Raw genomic sequence first — 16,687 nt, forward strand, 5'->3', positions numbered from 1 at the left:
GATGGATATGTTCTCCAATCTCGCGCTGGGCTTCGGCGTCGCGCTCACCTTCAAGAACATCGCGCTCTGCTTCGCCGGCTGCCTCGTCGGCACGCTGATCGGCGTGCTGCCCGGCGTCGGGCCGATCGCGACGATCTCGATCCTGCTGCCGATCACCTTCGGGCTCGACCCGACCGGCGCTCTGATCATGCTCGCCGGCATCTATTACGGCGCGCAGTATGGCGGCTCGACCACTGCGATCCTGGTCAACATCCCCGGCGAGGCGACCTCGGTCGTCACCACGCTGGACGGCCACCAGATGGCCAGGCAGGGCCGCGCCGGCGTTGCGCTCGGCACGGCCGCGATCGGCTCGTTCTTCGCCGGCTGCGTCGCGACCCTGATCATCGCCGCGCTCGGCGCGCCCTTGACCAAGATGGCGCTGCTCTTCGGCCCGGCCGAGTATTTCTCGCTGATGGTGATGGGCCTGTGCTTCGCGGTCGTGCTGGCACGCGGCTCGATTCTCAAGGCCTTCTGCATGATCATGCTCGGCCTGCTGTTCTCCACCGTCGGCACCGATCTCGAGACCGGGCAGGAACGCCTGACCTTCGGCATCGCCTCGCTCTCGGACGGCATCGACTTCTCGGTGCTGGCGATGGGCGTGTTCGGCTTCGCCGAGGTGCTGCGCAATCTCGAAAGCCCGGAAGCGCGCGACGTCGTCAAGGGCAAGATCGGCCGGCTGCTGCCGGGCTGGGACGATATCAAGCAGGCGGTTGCGCCGGTACTGCGCGGCACGGCGGTCGGCGGCATCCTCGGCATCCTGCCCGGCAACGGCGCGGTGCTGGGCCCCTTCGCCAGCTACACCATGGAGAAGAAGCTCGCGAAGGACCCGTCCCGCTTCGGCAAGGGCGCGATCGAGGGCGTGGCAGGGCCGGAATCGGCCAACAACGCCGGGGCGCAGACCGCCTTCATTCCGCTCCTCACCCTCGGCATCCCGCCGAATGCGGTGATGGCGCTGATGGTCGGCGCGATGACGATCCACGGCATCATCCCCGGCCCGCAGGTCATGACCCGCAACCCCGAGCTGTTCTGGGGCATGATCGCCTCGATGTGGGTCGGCAACCTGATGCTGCTCATCATCAACCTGCCGCTGGTCGGCCTATGGGTGAAGCTGCTGCAAGTGCCCTATCGCCTGATGTTCCCGGCAATCCTGATCTTCTGCTGCATCGGCATCTACTCGGTAAACAACCAGCCGCTCGACGTCGCCTTCACGGCGCTGTTCGGCCTATTCGGCTACCTGCTGATCAAGCTCGGCTTCGAGCCGGCGCCGATGCTGCTGGGTTTCGTGCTCGGCAAGCTGATGGAGGAGAAGCTCCGGCAGGCGCTGATCATCTCGCGCGGCTCGTTCTGGACCTTCGTCGAGCGGCCGATCTCGGCCGGGCTGCTGCTGGTCGCCGTGGCCGTGCTCACCATCGCGCTCCTGCCCTCGATCTCGAAGAAGCGCGAGGAAGCCTTCACCGAATGACGGGGTTGCCGCCCCGGCGACAGCCCCCCAGTTTCATCTCAAGCCAATCTCAGGGAGGAATACGCATGAAGAAGCTCGTTCTCGGCCTTGCCGCCGCCGCCACGCTGGCCTTTGCCGGCGGCGCACAGGCGCAGGGCTATCCGACGAAGCCCGTCACCATGATCGTGCCCTTCGCCGCTGGCGGGCCGACTGACATCATCGCCCGTATCGTCGCCGACCACATGTCGAAGACGCTCGGCCAGCAGATCGTGATCGAGAACGTCGCCGGCGCCGGCGGCACCACGGGCATCGCCCGCGCGGTCTCGGCAGCACCCGATGGCTACACCATCGCGATGGGGCATCTTGGCACCTTCTCGGCGGCGCCCGCCACCTATCCCGGCCTCAAGTATGACCCGATCAACGGCATGCAGACGATCGGCCTGGCCGGCGGCACGCCGATCCTGATCGTTGCCCGCAAGAACCTCGAGGCGCCCGATCTCAAGGCCTTCGTCGCGGCCGTGAAGGCCAATCCGGACAAGTTCAACGAAGCCCATGCCGGCCTCGGCTCGGTTTCCTGGACGACCTGCACCCTGCTCAAGGGCATCCTCGGCACGCCGAAGATCAACGCGGTCGCCTATCGCGGCACGGGTCCTGCCCTGAACGACCTCGTCTCCGGCCAGGTCGACTTCATGTGCGACCAGATCGTCTCGGTCGCCGAGCAGGTCCGCGCCAACACGATCAAGGCCTATGCCATCGCCTCGGCCCACCGCTCGCCGGCCCTGCCCGACGTGCCGACCACCAAGGAAGCCGGCCTGCCCGACTACCAGATCGAAGCCTGGAACGGCATCGCCGGCCCGAAGGGCATGCCGAAGGAGGCCGTGGACAAGCTGGTCGACGCGCTCGGCAAGGCGCTCAACGACGAGGGCACCAAGAAGCGCCTGCTCGACCTCGGCACTGTGCTGCCGACCGCCGAGGAGCGCACGCCCGCCGGCTTCGCCGCGCTGATCAAGCGCGATGCCGACAAGCTGACGCCCGCGCTTTCGGCCGCGCCGAAGCAGTAAGCTTTCAGCCCTCTCAGACGACGACGCGGCGGGCTCCTTGCGGGCCCGCCGTTTTCGTTTCCAGCGCCCGCTTCGCAAGACATGCGCCGGGTCCGGCTTTTGTCATGACCCGCCAAGCCATTGTTCCGGAGCGCTTTTCTTCGCCCCGTTTCCAGCCGTTAACATCTCGTGACCGGTTTTCCGGGAACTGTTCCAGCACGCCTTGGTTGTCCTCGCCGAAGATTAGCTTCGAAAGGAGACATCCCATGTTCAAGAAGCTTGCTCTCGTTGCCGCCCTGACCATCACCCCGGCGGTCGCCTTCGCCCAGAGCCAGCCCTCGGGCGGCGCGGTTGGCGGTGCGACCAGCGGTGCCGCGGCCGGTGCGGTCGGCGGCGCGGTTGTCGGCGGCCCTGTGGGCGCGGTGGTCGGCGGCGTCGGCGGCGCGGTTGTCGGCGCGATCGTCGGCGATGCGGCCTCGCCGCGCTTCCGCACCTATGTCGTCGAGCAGCGCGTGCCGTCCTACACCTATGCCGAGCCGGTCGCGGTCGGCACCGTGCTGCCGCAGGACGGCGTGGTGTATCGTCAGCTGCCAGCCGACTACGCGCCGAACGCCTCGAACTATCGCTACACGGTCGTGAACGACCGCACCGTGATCGTCGAGCCGCAGACCCGCCGCATCGTTCAGATCATCGAGTGATCCGGCGCTTCGATTCAGGCGGCACCTGAATCGGCTGGAAAGCCCGCCCTTCACGGGGCGGGCTTTCTGTCGTTCGGATACCGGGCTTCAGCGAGTGCCGAACATGCGGTCGCCGGCATCGCCCAGACCGGGAACGATATAGCCGTGATCGTTCAGGCGCTCGTCAATCGCGGCGGTCCAGATGCGGACATCGGGATGGGCGCCGCGCAGGCGGGCGACGCCTTCCGGCGAAGCGAGCAGGCAGACGAAGCGCAGGTCCCTGGCGCCGCGCTCCTTCAGACGCTCGACCGCTGCAACGGCGGAATTCGCCGTCGCCAGCATCGGGTCCATCACCACGATCATGCGCTCGGTGATGTCGGAGGGCGCCTTGAAGTAATATTCGACGGCCTGGAGCGTGTCGGGATCGCGATAAAGGCCGATATGGGCGACGCGGGCCGCTGGGACGAGTTCCAGCATGCCGTCGAGGAAGCCGACGCCGGCGCGCAGGATCGGCGCGAAGACCAGCTTCTTGCCGGAGATGACCGGCTGCATCGATTTCTGCAGCGGCGTCTCGATCTCGATCAGCTCGGTCGGCAGATCGCGCGTCACCTCGTAGCAGAGCAGCATGCCGATCTCGTTGAGGAGCTGGCGGAAGCTCTTGGTGGAGCGATCCTTCTCGCGCATCAGCGTGAGCTTGTGCTGGACCAGCGGATGGTCGACGACGGTGACGCCGTCCTGGCTCGAAGTCATACGCCGGTTACCCCTCTATCTCTCGGACCTTGCTCTCGAACCTTGGCTTACCCTCAAAATACCGTGCCATCGCTGACGATGGTCAAGGGCGGGCCGCCATCCACACGCTTTTCGCGCGCGATCCGGCGCCCGGCCGCCCAGGTCCCGCCTTCGAGCACCTTGGCGAGCGGGAGTTCATCACGCGAGCGGCCGAGCCGCTGGCGGATGAGTGCGCCGACCTCGTCGAGCAGAGCCACCGTCAGCGCCCGCCATTCGACCACGAGCGGCGACGAGACCTCATGCGCCTTCGTCCGGTCAGCCTCGTCCTTCAGCGCGATGACGCCGCTGTCGAGGAAGAGCCCGCCATTGCGGTATTCCGGCAGGCCGGTCATCTCGTCGATATCGACCACCGCGATGCCGGCCCATTGCAGCGGCTCGATCAGCGAGTAGGTCAGCCATTGCGAGAGCTTGTGGAAGGGCACGAGCCCCTCCGTCGGCTTCCCCGACGCGATCAGCGGATGGCGCCAGGTATCGCCGAGCGCCACCCCAGCCAATGTCAGGCGCGACGGCCAGATGCCGCCGAAGGTGCCGAGCACCTCGCCCAGCAGATGCGGAGCCCGCAGCGTGCCGGTCTCGGCTGCCGAGGCAAACCGATCGAACAGCGCGCCCGGCCGTGACAGGCCCTGCCGTTCCAGTTCCTCGCCGAGGCGGTTAAGCAGCGCGGCACGGCCATCGAGCGCGAGCAGCGGATTGTCCGGCCCGGCCTGGAAGCCGCGCGCCAGCGTCGCCGCATCGAGCCGCTTCAATCCAGCCGCATCGGCTTGCAAGGGCTTCGCGGGATCACTGGAGAACAGGCCGGCGGCGAACATGTCGAGCGAGGCGAGCGCCAGCCCTTCCGAACGGCCGATCTCGCGGCCGGTCGCGGAGTCGCGATAGCGCCAGTCGGGTCCGGCACCGGCATCGAGCAGGACGCTGACGACGGCGAGATCATAGGCGGCGCGGCCCCGCGCGGCAGGATTGGCAAAGCCGGCGGCCTTGTCGAGCTTCTGCCAGCGATCCTCGCCATCGACGGAGAAATGGCGCCAGCGCGCATGGAAGGGGATGTCGAATGCCGGATAGTTCGTGCGGATCGTCTCCAGCACATAGTCCGCGCAGGCTTCGAGCCGCTCCGGATGCACGCTGAAATGCAGGAGCTGGCCGGCGAGCCCAAGCTCCAGCATCTCCTGCGCGCGCTCGCGCACGGCAGCGGGTTTCAACAGGGCGCGGAACGCCTCGGGATCACGGTCGGGCATCATCAACTCAGGCAGGCGTGGCGGAATCAGAACTTGTCGAGGTCGCGGCCGACCGTCGACTTCAGCGCGTTGTCGCCGGGCGCGCCGTCGGGCGAGTAGTAGCCCGCGGCCTTCTTGGCCTCGATCTCGACGGAGGCATCGGGCGGGATCAATTCTGGCGGGATCGCGACGCGCTCGCCGATGGTGATGCCGCTCTCGACCATGGCGTCGTATTTCATGTTCGACATCGACATCAGCCGGTCGATATGCGTGACGCCGAGCCAGTGCAGCACATCCGGCATGAGCTGCTGGAAGCGGGCATCCTGCACGCCGGCGACGCATTCGGTGCGCTCGAAATAGGTCGCGGCGGAATCGCCGCCCTCCTGGCGCTTGCGGGCGTTGTAGACGAGGAACTTGGTGACCTCGCCGAGCGCCCTGCCCTCCTTGCGGTTATAGACGATGAGGCCGACGCCGCCGCTCTGCGCCTCCTTCACGCATTCCTCGATGCCATGCGTGAGATAGGGCCGGCAGGTGCAGATATCGGAGCCGAACACGTCGGAACCATTGCACTCGTCATGGACGCGGCAGGCGATGCGCGTCTTCGGGTCGGCGAGGCGCGAGGCCTCGCCCATGACATAGGCCGTGATCGAGCCGATCGGCGGCAGGAAGACCTTGAGGTCCGGCCGCGTCACCAGTTCGGGATACATGCCGCCGGTCTGCTCGAAGAGCGTGCGACGCAATTCGCTCTCGGTCGTGCCGAAGCGCTCGGCGATGCCCGGCAAATACCAGACCGGATCGACCGCGATCTTGGTGACGCTGATATCGCCCGAACCGTGCAGGATATGGCCGTCCGCAGCGAGACGATGCGCGCCCATCGCGGCGAGGATCTCCGGCAGGTTGAGCCTGGCCTTGGTGATCGCGATCGAGGGGCGGATATCGATGCCCTCGCCGATCAATCGGCCGAAATCCTGCGCGACCGTGTGCCCGAACGGATCGAGCGAGACGATCTTCTTCGGATCGCCCCATTGCGGCTGCGGCGCGATCTCCGCCGTCGGATGGGTATTGGTGAGGTCCGGGCGCTGCTGCGGGTTCATCGCGCGGGCCGAGATGGCGAGCGCCCGATAGACCGAATAGGAGCCGCCATGGGCGCCGATGACGTTGCGGTCGGCCGGGTTGGTGGTCGAGGCAATGATCGGGCCGCGCTCGGCGGCGGTGGCGGCGCCCCATCGGATAGGGAAGCGCGCGGCGGCGCTGCCCGGCTCGGGATGGGAGGTCAGCCTGATATGGCCGTTGCGGTTCGGCGCGTTCATCGCGATCACGTCCTGAAACGGAAAAGGGCCCCGGACGGGGATCGTCCGGGGCCCTCTGGACCTCATGAAGTCTGAACCAGCGTGGCGACGCCGTCAATCGCCTTAGAAAACAGCGAGATAGCGCAGCAGCGAGATGATGCCGATCACGATCACGATGATCTGCACGACGTTCTTGATCTGCCCGTCGAGCGGCAGCATCCGCACGAGATAGAGCACGAGGCCGATGACGAGAACGGTGATCAGCAGCGAAATCAGAGTGGACATGCTTTCAGCCCTTTGTCTCGGCCGGTAGCCGGCCCCCCGGAGCCCAGCCGCGACGCATTCGCGGCCTGTCAGCCCCGGCAAAACAACGTCGCAGGGCGGGAATAGGTTCCGGAGGCGGGTTTGCCGGCGAAAGGGGCGGGCAAGGACGTACGCAGGAACCACAACAGAAAACCCCTCTCCCGAATGGGAGAGGGGTAGGGGTGAGGGAAGGTCAGAGAACCAGTTCCGCTCGATGGCAACAGCATCGGTAGAGAGCGTAGAGCAAGGGTGATTGGCGGCAGGCCCTCACCCCTGCCCCTCTCCCATCCGGGAAAGGGGTTCCCCGCGCTGTCCTTGCCTCAGCCGGCGATGCGGTCGAAATCCGCGACGGCGCGCGTCGCCTGACGGAGCTGGTTGAGCAGCTTCAGGCGGTTGGCGCGCAAGGCCGGATCGGGATCGTTGACCGTGACCTTGTCGAAGAAGGCATCGACCGCCGGGCGGATTTCGGCGAGCGCGGCCATGGCGCCCTCGTAATCCTCGTTAGCGACGGCAACCTCGGCCTTCGGCGTCGCCTGCGCGAGAGCGACGGCGAGCGCCTTCTCCTCGATCAGGCCGGCCTCGGCGATGAGGTGCAGGTCCGGAGCCTCGGCGAAGGCGCCCTCCCCGTCCTTCTTCTCCTCCGCCTTGAGGATATTGGCGGCGCGCTTGTAGCCCGCGAGCAGGTTCTTGCCATCCTCGGTGTCGAGGAAACGGCCGAGCGCGGCGACGCGGCGGGTGATGAGCAGGAGATCGTCATTGGCCGCAGCGCCCTCGCCCAGCACGGCGTCGACGAGATCATGCCGCGCGCCCTGGTCGCGGAGCATGACCTTCAGGCGGTCGTGGAAGAAGGAGAGGAGATCGGTGTTGAAGCCGGCCTTGGATCCGTCCGACTCGACGCGATAATCCGCTCCACCCGCCTTGATCGTACCGGCGACCGAATGATCGAAACGGGCAAAGCGCTCGACCACTTCCGAATGAGCCCGAAAAGCTTGATCGTAATCCTGATACTGATGGCCCGTTTCCTTGGCGATCAGTTGCGAAACGAGCATCTTGAAGCTGTCGGCAAAGATAGAGTGCAGCCCCAGCCGCACCCCATTCTCAACCACCAACCGGATCACACCCAGCGCCGCTCTCCGCAGCGCATAGGGGTCCTTGCTCCCAGTCGGCTTCTCGTCGATGGCCCAGAAGCCGACGAGGGTGTCGAGCTTGTCGGCCAGCGCCACCGCCACAGAAACCGGGTCGTTCGGCACGCGATCGGACGGGCCGAGCGGCTTGTAGTGCTCCTCGACCGCTGCCGCGACCGAAGCGTCCTCGCCCTGAAGCTCGGCATATTTCCGGCCCATCAGGCCCTGCAACTCAGGGAACTCGCCGACCATCTCGGTCGGCAGATCGGCTTTGGCGAGCTTCGCGGCCCGCTCGGCCTTGTCGGGATCGGCACCGATGATCGGGGCCAGTTCCCGTGCCAGCGCCGCGATGCGCTGGACGCGCTCGCCCTGCGTACCGAGCTTGGCGTGGAAGACGACGCCGAGCTTGTCGAGCTTGGCCATGCGCTGGTCGAGCGGCTTGGCGAGATCGAGACCGAGCTTTTCGGCGCTGTCCTTGAAGGTATCGAGATCCGGCAGCGAACCACGATCGGTCTGCCAGAAATAGGCGGCGTCCGAGAGACGCGCGCGCACGACGCGACCGTTGCCGGCGGTAATCGCCACGCCGCCGTCGCTGGCGACGAGGTTCGAAACCAGGATGAAGCGGTTCGCGAGATTACCGGTCGCGGGGTCGCGCAGCACGAAGCATTTCTGGTTCGCGCGGATGGTGGCGCGGATCGCCTCGCCGGGAATGTCGAGGAAGCGCTCCTCGAAGGAGCCCATCAGCACGACCGGCCATTCGACGAGGCCAGCGACCTCCTCCAGCAGCCCCTCGTCTTCGACGAGGTCGAGCCCGTGCGCAAAGGCGAGGTTGCGGGCGTCCGTGAGGATGATCTCCTTGCGGCGGTCGGCATCGAGCACGACCTTCGCCTTCTCCAGCGAAGTCACGTAGTCGTCGAGGCGCTTCACCATGATGGGCGCAGGCGCATGGAAGCGATGGCCATAAGTCGTGTTGCCGGAGACGATGCCGTCGACCTCGAAGGGCACGACCTCCGGATCCTCGGTCTCGGCGGCGCCGAATGTGCAGAGGATCGAATGCAGCGGGCGCACCCAGCGCAGGCTGGCGCCGGCGGCCGAGGCCTTGCCCCAGCGCATCGATTTCGGCCAGGGGAAGGACCGGATCACGGCCGGCACGATCTCGGCGATGGCCGCGACGGTCTCCTGGCCGGGCTTCTCGATGATGGCGACATAAGAGTCGCCCTTCTTGGAATCGCTGACGATGGTCGCCTGATCGAGCGAGGTCAGCCCGGCAGCCTTGAGGAAGCCCTGCACGGCGGCGTCGGGTGCGCCGACGCGCGGACCTTTCCGCTCCTCGCGCACGTCGCGGCCGCGAACGGGCAGACCAGCGATATGCAGAGCCAGACGGCGCGGCGTGACGAAGGCCTTGGCGCCCTCATAGACGAGGCCGCGCTCGACCAGCGCATCGGTGACGAGCTTCTTCAGGTCCTCGCCGGCCTTGCGCTGCATGCGCGCCGGGATTTCCTCGGAGAACAGTTCGAGCAGAAGATCGGGCATTAGTTCGCTCCCCCGCCGGCGGTCTTCAGCCAGGCCGCGCCGCAGGCCTTGGCGAGCTCGCGCACGCGCAGGATGTAGCTCTGCCGCTCGGTGACCGAGATCACGCCGCGCGCATCGAGCAGGTTGAAGATGTGGCTGGCCTTGATGCACTGATCATAGGCCGGCAGGGCGAGTTCGTGGCGGGGCTGGTTCGCCCCCGAGGCCGGCTCGCCGGCGGCCAGAAGCGCCTTGCACTCGGTCTCGGCGTCGGTGAAATGCTGGAACAGCATCGCCGTGTTGGCATGCTCGAAGTTATGGCGAGAGTATTCCTGCTCGGCCTGCAAGAAGACGTCGCCATAGGAGATGCGGTCCTCGCCATCGAGGCCGTTGAAATTGAGGTCGTAGACGTTCTCGACGCCCTGGACATACATTGCCAGGCGCTCGAGGCCGTAGGTCAGCTCTCCCGCCACGGGAGCGCATTCGACACCCGCGACCTGCTGGAAATAGGTGAACTGGCTGACTTCCATGCCGTCGCACCAGCATTCCCAGCCGAGGCCCCAGGCGCCCAGCGTGGGGCTCTCCCAGTCGTCCTCGACGAAGCGCACGTCATGCAGGCCGAGATCGACGCCGATGGCGCGCAGCGAGTCGAGATAGAGCTCCTGCAGGTTCGGCGGCGACGGCTTCAGGATGACCTGGAACTGGTAATAATGCTGAAGTCGGTTGGGGTTCTCGCCGTAGCGGCCGTCCTTGGGGCGGCGCGAGGGCTGGACATAGGCCGCCCGCCAGGATTTCGGGCCAAGCGCGCGCAAAGTCGTCGCCGGGTGGAAGGTGCCGGCGCCGACCTCCATGTCGTAGGGCTGCAGCACCACGCAACCTCGCTCGGCCCAGAAGCGCTGCAGCGTCAGCAGCAGCCCCTGGAAAGAGCGGGTCGGGTCCATCGCCGGGGAGGAAGCCGGGATGGTGGAATGCGAGAGTGGCGCGGGGGCGGACAAGTGCCTGCAACCTTCCGAAAACGAGGGAATGGCGGTGATTAGGGTTCGGGCCCGCCATGGTCAAGCTTGAGCGGGAACCGCGGCCGGACAGGTTTCGTTCATAACCGGTCTGATATCGACAAAGGCAACCGCATGGCCAGCGATGCTCGGGGCGAGCATTTGATGCCGGGCCGGCGGTTCGAACAACGAAGGAGTACGCCCGTGTTGACAACCCGCATCATTGCCGCCGCCTTTGGCGCCGCAACCTTGCTCGGTGCCGCCATGAGCAGCGCCCCGGCCTCCGCGGCCCCGATTTCCGCCGGCACGACCTTTGCCGCCGGCGCAGAAACCGGCCTCGTCCAGCAGGCCTGGCATCGCGGCCGGCCGCATTACGGCCCGGGCCGCCCGCATGTCCGCCGCTGCTGGAGCGAATCCCGCCGCGTCTGGAACGGCTATCGCTGGGTGCGCCGGACGGTTCGCGTCTGCCGCTGAGCCGGCCTCCCGTCGGTTTCGATGGAATGAGCTGAACGGCGCCCGTTAGCGCCGTTCAGCAACAACGTCCTCGCTATCCGGCGGCAACATCGCGTCACCCATCGGCACTGCCGATGGCACCTTCGACGGAGAAGACCATGTTCCGGACAGCGTTCATCGCCATGGCCGTGGCGGGCGCCCTGGGTGGCTTCGCCCTGACGGCGGCCCCCGCTCCGGCCGGTCCGCTTGCCGCTCAGGCCGAGCCATCCGCACAAGCCGGCGAAAACCTGATCGAACAGGCCCAGTACCATCGTAGCCCGCGCCGTCACTACGGCCCGCGCCCCTCCTATCACCGCCCGCGCTGTTTCTGGTCCGAGCGTCGTATCTGGGACGGCTGGCGCTGGGTCGTCCGCCCGGTGCGGGTCTGCCGCTGAGCGGCAGCAAGCGTGGCCGCATTGCGGCCATTGGCTGAAGGCAAGGTGAACGGCGCGATCCTCCGCCGTTCAGGTTCGACGACGTAATGTCACAACTCAAGGGCGGCGTTTCATCCGACGGCAAGCGTTGCCGACGCCATCTCATGGAGGTTTTCATGTTTCGGACAATGATCGTCACGGTGGCCGCCGCCGGCGCGCTCGGCGCGGCCAGCCTCGGCGCCACCTCTGCCTCCGCTGCTCCGGTCGGGGCCGCCCCGATGGCGGCGACCGCCGCTGCGAGCGAAGGCTTGGTGCAGCAGGCCCAGTATTATTACGGCCCACGGCGCTATTACGGCCCGCCGCGCTATTATGGTCCGCGCTATTACGGCCCGCGTCGCTACTATGGTCCGCCGCGCTTCTATGGCCCGCGGCCCTATTACGGCCCGCCGCGGTTCTACGGCCCGCGCCCCTATTACTGGTAATCGGGGGCGAGGCGCTCGCGGCCGCGATGCACCGCATCGCTGAGCGGCGTCAGCTTGCCATCGGCGCCATTGATCACGAAAGCCGGCAGCAAGGCTGCCGGCTTTCTGCTGTTCAGGATGGCCGTGACGATGATCCGGATCGCCGGCTTCTCGGCAAAAGCATGGATTGGCCGGATCGCGACCGCGCCGAAACCGGTTTCAAGACCGGCCAGCACCTCGGGCAGTGCCTCCACCATGTGGATGAGCGCCAGATGCCCGCCGGGCCGGAGCAGCCGCCGGGCCGTGCGCAGCCACGGCTCAAGCGCGCCCTCCGCCATATGGGCGGCCTTGCGATTCGGCACGGGTGATGCCCTGCTCCCGCCCGGTGGATAGAAGGGCGGATTCATCGCGACCGCGTCATATGAGGCAGCGGCCAGGCCGAGGCCCGAGAGCGCCGCGGCCCGCGCCGTGACATCGCCGGCAATGGCCGTCACGCGCCCGACCATTCCGTTGAGCCCGGCATTGCGCTCCGCCAGCGCGGCAAGCTCCGGATCGCGCTCCAGCAGCGTGACGCGCAGATCGGGCTGGGCCAGCGCAGCCGCGAGGCCGACCGTGCCGACGCCAGCGCCGATATCGAGCAAGGCGCCCTGCCCGAGTTTGGGCAAAGCAGCGGCGAGCAGGATCGCGTCGCTGCCGGCGCGGTGGCCCTTGCGCGGCTGGAGCAGCCGCAGCCGGCCATCGAGCAGGCGATCCTCGACGATCTCGCCGAGCCCCGAATCCGGCTCGCTCTCACTCATCGCGCAGTTCTGCGCCGTAACCGGCCTCGATCAGCAGCGCCCGGGCGCGCTTCCGATCGGCCTCGCGCACCAGCAGGCGGCGCGGGAAGGCGCCGATCATGCCTTCCAGCGAGCTGATATGCTGGTCGGCGATCAGGCAATCGAGATTGGCGGAGGCCAGCAGGGCCTCGACGGCGCCGAGCAGGACAAGGTCGTTGGTGCGCATGAGTTCGTGCATGGCCCCATGGAGCCCAAGCAGCCTGCTTCGCGCAAGAGCCGGAGCTTTCGTTGCCCTCGCTCACGCAAAGGTGCGGCGTCGCGCCGGTTTGCAGGGGCTGGCGTCCCATGCAACGGTTGTGGCATGGGACGGGCACGCCGCCCCGGCGTAAGGATCTGACCCGGAGTGTTTCCAGTGGGTGTCGTCGTCTCCCTCGAGGAACGGGAATTGAATCAGGCCAGCATCGAGCCGCTGGTCGCGTTGACGCGTCCGGATATGGAGCGGGTCAATGCGATGATCATCTCGCGCACCGGTTCCGACGTGACGATGATCCCGGAGGTCGCCAATCACCTGATCTCGTCGGGTGGCAAGCGTTTGCGGCCGATGCTGACGCTCGCGATGGCCGATCTCTGCGGCTACCAGGGCGAAGGCCATGTGAAGCTCGCGGCCTCCGTCGAGTTCATGCACACCGCGACGTTGCTGCATGACGATGTCGTCGACGAGAGCGACATGCGCCGTGGCAAGCTCGCCGCCCGCATGCTCTGGGGCAACGAGGCGAGCGTGCTGGTCGGCGATTTCCTGCTCGGTCAGGCCTTCAAGATGATGGTCGAGGTCGGCTCGCTGCGCGCGCTCGACATCCTGTCGACCGCCGCCTCCGTGATCGCCGAAGGCGAGGTGCTGCAGCTCTCGGTCGCCAAGAACACGGAAACGACCGAGGACGAATACCTCTCGGTGATCCGCGGCAAGACGGCCGAGCTCTTCGCCGCAGCCTGCGAGGTCGGGCCGGTGATCGCCAATTCCTCGAAGGCCGATGCCGCCGCCTGCCGCAGCTACGGCCTCAATCTCGGCATCGCCTTCCAGCTCATCGACGACGCGCTCGACTATGGCGGCGTCGCGGCCAAGCTCGGCAAGAACACCGGCGACGATTTCCGCGAGGGCAAGATCACCCTGCCTGTCGTGCTCTCCTTCCGCCGCGGCGACGAGGCCGAGCGCGCCTTCTGGAAGCGCACGCTTCAGGACGGCGAAATCCGCGACGGCGACCTCGAAGAAGCGCAGGCGATCATGCGCCGGCACAAGGCTCTCGACGACACGATCGCCCGGGCCGAGCACTATGCGCGGATGGCGAAGGATGCGCTCGGGCTCTTCCCCGCCTCGCCGATGAAGCAGGCGCTCAACGCCGCCGTCGATTTCTGCGTCGCGCGGGCGCATTGAGCAGCCCGCCGATCGTCAGCTCAGCAGAGTAGGCTTCACCCACCAGCCCGGCCGGTCACCCTGCAGCGCCTTCGCTGCGGCGGCGCTGGCGATGCAATCGTCGAACAGCGCGAAGCAGGTCGCGCCCGAGCCCGACATGCGCGCGAGCCGGCAGCCCGGCAGCGCCGCAAGCCGCTCCAGAACCTCGCCGATCATAGGCGCCACACGCAGCGCGGGCGGAGCGAGATCGTTGGTCGTCGCGGTCAGGTGCCCAAGCAACTCCGCCGCGGATGCCGGCGCTGCAAGGTTGGCCGCGCGCGCTTCCGCCAGCACTTCACCGGCCTTGAGGCCGAGCGCACGGAACACTCCGACGGTCTCGACACCCACACCCGGATTGACGAGCAGCGCGAAGAGCGGTGGCAGCCTGAGGACAGGACCGAGCTTTTCGCCGATCCCGGCCATCAAACGCGCCCGCGAATCGAGGCAGACGGGTACGTCGGCGCCAACTCCAGCCGCGACCTGCCGCAGCAGCGGATCAGCCGGGGCGATGCCGTTCAGCCGCGCCAGCAGGCGCAATGCCGCGGCCGCATCGGCCGAGCCTCCTCCGATGCCGGAGGCGACCGGCAAACGCTTGACGAGATGGAAGCGGCCCATGCGCAAACCGGGACGTGCAGCAGCCAGCGCGCGGGCAGCGCGCAGGACGAGGTTGCCGTCATCGACGGCCAGCCCTTCGGCCCGAGGCCCCGAGAGCGTCAGGGATAGCGGCGCGCCGGGCTCGAGCGAGAGCGTGTCGCCCACGCCGGCGAAAGCGACAAGACTTTCGAGCTCGTGATAGCCGTCGCCACGGCGGCCGAGCACGCGCAGGTCGAGATTGACCTTGGCGCGGGCGCGCGTCGTCAGCGGCAGGGACACGGCGTCAGGCCGGCGGCGCGAGAGCGTCAGCCGCCATCCTTCTTGGTGTCGTCGGTGGCGCTGGCCGAAGGCTCTTCCAGCCCGCGCTCGATCTTGCGCAGGATCTTGGCGAGATCCTCGGGCTCAGGCTTCAGGTCACGGGCGTGGTTCCACTGGAACTTCGCCTCGAGCTGGCGGCCGGTGCGCCAGTAGACGTCGCCGAGATGGTCGTTGATCACAGGGTCGGAGGGGCGCAGCTCGGAGGCGCGCTCGATCTCGCGCGCCGCATCCTCGTAGCGACCCAGGCGATAATAGGCCCAGCCCAGCGAATCGATGATGTAGCCGTCGCGCGGACGCAGCTCCACGGCGCGGCGCAGCATGTCGAGCGCCTCGTCGAGCTTGAGATGCTTGTCGACCAGCGAATAGCCGAGATAGTTCAGCACCAGCGCGCGCTCGCGGCCGAGCGGATCGGGCAAGAGCTCCAGGGCCTTGCGCAGATCGGCCTCGGCCTCGGGCCAGCGGTTGATGCGCTCGCGGGCGATGCCGCGGAAATAGAACAGATCCCAGTTGGCCCGGCCCGGCGAAGCGAGCTTCGCGATCGCCTTGTCATAGGCCGCCGCAGCCTCCGCGAACTGCTTGCGCGAGCGATAGATGTTGCCGAGCGCCGAGAGCGCATCGACATCGTCCGGGCGCTCGGCGATGACCTTGTCGAGATGCTTCACCGCCTCTTCGGGCTTGCCGAGGTTTTCCAGCGCCAGACCGGCCTGGATCTCGGCATTCGGGCGCAGCGGCGAGGAGACCGGCATCTTGTCGTAGACGGCGACGGCGTCTTCCGGCTGGCGCGCGCGCTCCAGGATATCGCCGAGCGTCAGAATCGCGAGATCGTGGCCGGGGTCGAGATAGATCGCCATGCGCAGGTAAAGCAGCGCGGCGGCCTCGTCGCCCTGGCGGTTGCCGGCACTGGCGAGGCCGTAGAGCACCTCGGCCGCGCCCTGCTGCGGCGTCGAGATCTGGCGCGGCGGCTGCTCCTTCTTGCCGACGAGCGTCATGCCCTCGCGGATGATCGGATGGTTCGGCAGCAGGCGGTCGAAGCCGGCATAGGTCTCGGCCGCGCCGTTGAAGTCGCCGCTGCGGGCCTGGAAGCGCGCCCAGAGATCGACCAGCCGGAGCGTGGTCTTCTCGGCGTCATAGGCCGATTTCAGGCGCTTCTCGGCATCGGCCCTGCGGCCGGCGGCGTCGAGGATCAAGCCGGCATGATAGTCGCGGAAAAGATTGTAGGAGGGCTCGCCCTTCAGGCGCTCCAGGGTCTCGATGGCGCGCTTGGGATTGTTCGAGCCGAGATAGGACCAGGCCGAGAGCAGCGTCGCGGTGATATCAGCCGCGCGGCCCCTGCCGCCGCGCTGGAGATGGTTGCGCGCGGTCTGGTAGCTCTTCTGCTTGATCGAGCGGATGCCGATGACGAGTTGGGCGAGGCCGTTGCTCGGGTCCTGCTGGATCAGCTTGTCGGCGGCGCGGAAGGCGTCCTGCATGGCGCCGTCGGCCAGGAAGGCGACGAAGGCGCGCTCGGTCAGGTCGTTGTTCTGCGGGTCTTCCTTGATCGCCTCGCGCAGATAGACGGAGGCAGCGCCGAGATCGCGCGAGGCGCCGGCGACGATCGCGGCGAGGTAGTTGCCCTCCAGGCTGTCGCCCGGCTCCAGCGAATCAGCCGTGCGCGGCTGGGTCGCGCCCTGGGCGGCGGCCACGGCTGGCAGGAACATCAACAGCGACAACGCAGCAGCCGTGCCGGAGGCACGAACCTTCTTCAATAATGTCACGACTGCCATTCTCCCTCGGTCCGCAGCCTCACCATCTCGGGGCGCACTCTTCCAGCG

At 67.3% G+C, this 16,687-nt stretch carries 17 protein-coding genes; 7 read left to right on the top strand and 10 right to left on the bottom strand.

What is annotated here, in order from left to right:
• Position 1: 1 nt before the first annotated feature.
• The 3 genes from WFK61_RS01190 (at position 2) to WFK61_RS01200 (ending at position 3,218) form a co-directional block, all read left to right on the top strand.
• A complete protein-coding gene (locus tag WFK61_RS01190) occupies positions 2 to 1,501 on the top strand; it encodes a tripartite tricarboxylate transporter permease (RefSeq protein ID WP_336809707.1) in 1,500 nt (499 codons plus the stop codon).
• Positions 1,502 to 1,566: 65 nt separating this feature from the next.
• Positions 1,567 to 2,541 carry a tripartite tricarboxylate transporter substrate-binding protein gene (locus WFK61_RS01195; RefSeq protein WP_336809708.1) on the top strand — a complete coding sequence of 325 codons (975 nt, stop codon included), beginning with the start codon at positions 1,567 to 1,569 and terminating at the stop codon, positions 2,539 to 2,541.
• Between the two features lie 245 nt (positions 2,542 to 2,786).
• Positions 2,787 to 3,218 (top strand): DUF1236 domain-containing protein, encoded by a 432-nt coding sequence (locus tag WFK61_RS01200; protein WP_336809709.1) that lies wholly within the window; start codon positions 2,787 to 2,789, stop codon positions 3,216 to 3,218.
• A gap of 87 nt (positions 3,219 to 3,305) precedes the next feature.
• Here the strand turns inward: WFK61_RS01200 and upp are convergent, their stop codons facing one another.
• The 6 genes from upp to WFK61_RS01230 all read right to left on the bottom strand — a co-directional run bounded on the left by upp (position 3,306) and on the right by WFK61_RS01230 (position 10,363).
• Entirely contained in the window at positions 3,306 to 3,947 is a 642-nt protein-coding gene (upp, locus tag WFK61_RS01205; protein WP_336809710.1) for a uracil phosphoribosyltransferase, read from the bottom strand.
• Between the two features lie 53 nt (positions 3,948 to 4,000).
• Positions 4,001 to 5,221 carry a URC4/urg3 family protein gene (locus WFK61_RS01210; RefSeq protein WP_336809711.1) on the bottom strand — a complete coding sequence of 407 codons (1,221 nt, stop codon included), beginning with the start codon at positions 5,219 to 5,221 and terminating at the stop codon, positions 4,001 to 4,003.
• 23 nt (positions 5,222 to 5,244) lie between these two features.
• On the bottom strand, positions 5,245 to 6,507 hold the full coding sequence (locus WFK61_RS01215) for a GTP cyclohydrolase II (RefSeq protein ID WP_336809712.1): 1,263 nt from the start codon (positions 6,505 to 6,507) through the stop codon (positions 5,245 to 5,247).
• 102 nt (positions 6,508 to 6,609) lie between these two features.
• Positions 6,610 to 6,771 (bottom strand): Thivi_2564 family membrane protein, encoded by a 162-nt coding sequence (locus tag WFK61_RS01220; protein ID WP_336809713.1) that lies wholly within the window; start codon positions 6,769 to 6,771, stop codon positions 6,610 to 6,612.
• A 338-nt stretch (positions 6,772 to 7,109) separates the two neighbouring features.
• On the bottom strand, positions 7,110 to 9,446 hold the full coding sequence (gene glyS, locus WFK61_RS01225; RefSeq protein ID WP_336809714.1) for a glycine--tRNA ligase subunit beta: 2,337 nt from the start codon (positions 9,444 to 9,446) through the stop codon (positions 7,110 to 7,112).
• On the bottom strand, positions 9,446 to 10,363 hold the full coding sequence (locus WFK61_RS01230) for a glycine--tRNA ligase subunit alpha (RefSeq protein ID WP_336810086.1): 918 nt from the start codon (positions 10,361 to 10,363) through the stop codon (positions 9,446 to 9,448). Before WFK61_RS01230 ends, glyS begins: the two co-directional genes overlap by 1 nt.
• A gap of 255 nt (positions 10,364 to 10,618) precedes the next feature.
• Between WFK61_RS01230 and WFK61_RS01235 the strand changes: the two genes are divergently transcribed.
• From WFK61_RS01235 to WFK61_RS01245, 3 genes are all read left to right on the top strand, one after another.
• Positions 10,619 to 10,888: a hypothetical protein gene (locus WFK61_RS01235; RefSeq protein WP_336809715.1), complete on the top strand. Its 270-nt coding sequence runs from the start codon at positions 10,619 to 10,621 to the stop codon at positions 10,886 to 10,888.
• 137 nt (positions 10,889 to 11,025) lie between these two features.
• Positions 11,026 to 11,301 carry a hypothetical protein gene (locus WFK61_RS01240; protein ID WP_336809716.1) on the top strand — a complete coding sequence of 92 codons (276 nt, stop codon included), beginning with the start codon at positions 11,026 to 11,028 and terminating at the stop codon, positions 11,299 to 11,301.
• A 155-nt stretch (positions 11,302 to 11,456) separates the two neighbouring features.
• Positions 11,457 to 11,762, top strand: coding sequence for a hypothetical protein (locus WFK61_RS01245; protein ID WP_336809717.1), 306 nt, complete (start codon positions 11,457 to 11,459; stop codon positions 11,760 to 11,762).
• On the opposite strand, the gene WFK61_RS01250 is transcribed toward WFK61_RS01245, so the two are convergent.
• The gene (locus tag WFK61_RS01250) at positions 11,753 to 12,538 is read right to left on the bottom strand and encodes a tRNA1(Val) (adenine(37)-N6)-methyltransferase (protein ID WP_336809718.1); all 786 of its coding nucleotides are present in this window, start codon (positions 12,536 to 12,538) and stop codon (positions 11,753 to 11,755) included. The two genes, WFK61_RS01245 and WFK61_RS01250, sit on opposite strands and share 10 nt — an antisense overlap.
• Positions 12,531 to 12,755, bottom strand: coding sequence for a putative signal transducing protein (locus WFK61_RS01255; protein ID WP_336809719.1), 225 nt, complete (start codon positions 12,753 to 12,755; stop codon positions 12,531 to 12,533). The genes WFK61_RS01250 and WFK61_RS01255 overlap by 8 nt, the downstream gene beginning before the upstream one ends.
• Positions 12,756 to 12,929: 174 nt before the next feature.
• On the opposite strand from WFK61_RS01255, the gene WFK61_RS01260 reads away from it, so the two are divergent.
• Entirely contained in the window at positions 12,930 to 13,946 is a 1,017-nt protein-coding gene (locus tag WFK61_RS01260; RefSeq protein WP_336809720.1) for a polyprenyl synthetase family protein, read from the top strand.
• A 15-nt stretch (positions 13,947 to 13,961) separates the two neighbouring features.
• Here the strand turns inward: WFK61_RS01260 and WFK61_RS01265 are convergent, their stop codons facing one another.
• Complete coding sequence (locus tag WFK61_RS01265; protein ID WP_336809721.1) at positions 13,962 to 14,837, bottom strand: 4-(cytidine 5'-diphospho)-2-C-methyl-D-erythritol kinase; 876 nt, start codon at positions 14,835 to 14,837, stop codon at positions 13,962 to 13,964.
• Positions 14,838 to 14,863: 26 nt separating this feature from the next.
• Positions 14,864 to 16,630, bottom strand: coding sequence for a tetratricopeptide repeat protein (locus WFK61_RS01270; RefSeq protein ID WP_336809722.1), 1,767 nt, complete (start codon positions 16,628 to 16,630; stop codon positions 14,864 to 14,866).
• Positions 16,631 to 16,687 lie beyond the last annotated feature (57 nt).

The sequence above is a fragment of the Allobosea sp. MMO-172 genome (assembly GCF_037147855.1).
Lineage (GTDB): Bacteria > Pseudomonadota > Alphaproteobacteria > Rhizobiales > Beijerinckiaceae > Allobosea.